1 protein-coding gene is annotated in these 2937 nt (G+C 77.3%); it reads left to right on the plus strand.

All coding sequences use genetic code 11. From position 1 onward, the window contains the following. Window positions 1–2937, plus strand: a 2937-nt coding sequence (locus B0E53_RS35010) for an SDR family NAD(P)-dependent oxidoreductase (protein ID WP_146167919.1), incomplete at both ends; no start/stop codon positions are given.

The raw sequence follows: 2937 nt of genomic DNA on the forward strand, positions 1-2937 counted from the left end.
TGCTGGTGCCGGGCACCGCGCTGGTCGAGCTGGTGGTGCGCGCCGGCGACGAGGTGGGCGCCGCCCGGGTACGCGAGCTGACGCTCGCCGCACCGCTGACCCTGCCCGCCGCCGGTGGCGTCCGGGTGCAGGTCCGCGTCGGCGCCGCCGACGACCGGGGCGCCCGCCCCGTGACGGTGCACGCCCAGCCCACCGACGACCCGGAGGGCGAGTGGGTCCGGCACGCCGAGGGTGTGCTGGAGCCCGCCGCGACCGGGGAGCCGACCGTCGACGCGTGGCCGCCGGCCGGAGCGTCCGAGGTGGACCTGACCGGCTGGTACGACACCCTGGCCGGGCACGGCCTGGCGTACGGGCCGGTGTTCCGGGGGCTGCGCCGGGTGTGGACCGGCGACGACGCCGTGTACGCCGAGGTCGCCCTGCCGGACGCGGTGGCGGAGAGCGCCGGCCGGTTCGAGGTGCACCCGGCGCTCCTGGACGCCGCGCTGCACCCGATCGGCCTGCTGCTGGGCGAGGAGGCGTCCGGCACCCGGGTGCCGTTCGCGTTCGAGGGCGTGCAGGTGCACGCCGGTGGCGCCGGGACGCTGCGGGTCCGGCTGACCCGGACCGGCGGCGAGGCGGTGCGGCTGGTCGCCGTGGACGAGACCGGCGGCCCCGTGGTGTCGGTGGACTCCCTCACCCTGCGGGAGCTGGACGGCGCCGCCGCGCCGACCGCCGCCGACCGGTCACTGTTCGAGATGTCGTGGCTGGTCGAGGACGTCCCGACCGGATCGCTGAGCTGGGCGGTGCTGACCGCCGGCGCCGCCTGCCCGGACGTGGAAGCGCTCGGCGTCGCCTACCCGGACGTGGCGGCGCTCGCCGCCGCCGTGGCCGCCGGCGCACCCGCACCGGACGCGGTGCTGCTGCCGGTCATCGGGGCCGACGAGGACCTCCCCGAGCGGGTGCGGTCGGTGACGGCGGACGTGCTGGCGGTCGTGCAGGCGTGGCTGGCCGCCGACGTCATCGCCGACTCGCGGCTGGTGGTGGTCACCCGTGGCGCGGTGGCGGCGCGGGACACCGATCGGGTTGACGATCTTGCCGGTGCGGCGGTGTGGGGTCTGCTGCGGTCGGCGCAGTCGGAGCACCCGGGCCGGGTCGTGCTGGCCGACCTGGACCGCGCGCCGGACGGCGACGTGCTGGCCGTGCTGGCCGGGGTGGCCGCCGACCCGACCCCGACCGGCGGGCAGCTCGCCCTCCGGGGCGACGGCGTGCGCGTACCCCGGGTGGTGCGCCCGGCCGGCGACCGGCTCACACCGTCGACGGAGCTGTGGCACGTCGCCGCCGTCGACCCCGGGACCATCGACGGCGTCGGCCTGCTGCCGGGCGCCGAGCCGCCGCTCGGGCCCGGCCAGGTCCGCGTCGCGGTGCGCGCCGCGGGGGTGAACTTCCGCGACGTGCTCATCGCCCTGGGCATGTACCCGGACCCGACCGCGGTGCTGGGCAGCGAGGGCGCCGGTGTGGTCCTGGAGGTCGGCCCGGAGGTGGCCGACCTGGTGCCGGGGGACCGGGTGTTCGGGCTGTTCGAGCCGGCGTTCGGGCCACGGGTGGTGGCGCAGCGCGACCGGATCGCCCGGATGCCGGCCGGCTGGTCGTTCACCGAGGCGGCGTCGGTGCCGGTGGTGTTCCTGACCGCTTCCTACGCGCTGCGTGACCTGGCCGGTCTGCGGGCAGGGGAGTCCGTGCTGATCCACTCCGGTGCGGGTGGCGTGGGCATGGCCGCGATCCAAGTCGCCCGTCACCTTGGCGCGACCGTGTACGCGACGGCGAGCCCCGGCAAGTGGGAGACCCTGCGAAAGCTGGGGGTTGCCGACGAGCGGATCGCGTCGTCGCGGACCACGGAGTTCGAGGACGCGTTCCGGACGGCGAGCGGCGGCGCGGGTGTCGACGTGGTGCTCGACGCCCTGGCCGGGGAGTTCGTGGACGCGTCGCTGCGGCTGCTGCCGCGCGGCGGCCGGTTCGTGGAGATGGGCAGGACCGACGTCCGCGACCCGGAACTCGTCGCGGCGCAGCATCCCGGCGTCACGTACCGGGCGTTCGAACTCAACGCCGCCGGCGGCGACCGCATCGGGCAGCTCCTCGCCGAACTGCTCGACCTCTTCGAGCGGGGTGTGCTCACGCCGCTGCCGACCCGGGTGTGGGACGTGCGGCAGGCCCGGCAGGCGTTGCGGCACATCAGCCAGGCCCGCCACGTGGGCAAGGTCGTGCTCACGGTTCCCGTTCCGGCCGATCCGGGCGGCACCACGCTGATCACCGGCGCGTCCGGCACCCTCGCCGGGCTCGTCGCCCGCCACCTCGTGACCACCGGGCAGGCCCGGCACCTGCTGCTCGCCGCCCGCCGCCACCCGGACGACGACCCCGCCTACGCGGCGCTGGTGGACGAGCTGACCGGGGCGGGCGCGACCGTCACCGCCGTCGCGGCCGACGTCACCGACCCGGACCAGGTCGCCGCCCTGGTGGCCGGGGTCGGCCTGACGGCCGTCTTCCACTGCGCCGGCGTCATCGCCGACGCCACCATCGCCACCCTCGACGCGGACGCCGTCGACCGGGTCATGCGGCCCAAGGTGGACGCCGCCTGGGCGCTGCACCGGGCCACCGCGCACCTGGACCTGTCGGCGTTCGTGCTGTTCTCCTCGATCGCCGCCACCCTCGGTACGCCCGGGCAGGGCAACTACGCCGCCGCCAACGCCTACCTGGACGCGCTCGCCGCGCGGCGCCGCGCCGACGGGCTGCCCGCGGCCAGCCTCGCCTGGGGACTCTGGGCCACCACCAGCGGCATGACCGCCCACCTCGACCGCGACGACGCGCAGCGGCTGCGCCGGCTCGGCATGACCGGCCTCACCGCCGCCGAGGGCACCGCGCTGCTGGACGCCGCCGCCCGGCGGGCCCGGCCGGCCGTCGCGG

This window comes from Micromonospora sp. MH33 (genome assembly GCF_003013775.1).
Classification (GTDB): Bacteria; Actinomycetota; Actinomycetes; order Mycobacteriales; family Micromonosporaceae; genus Micromonospora; species Micromonospora fulviviridis.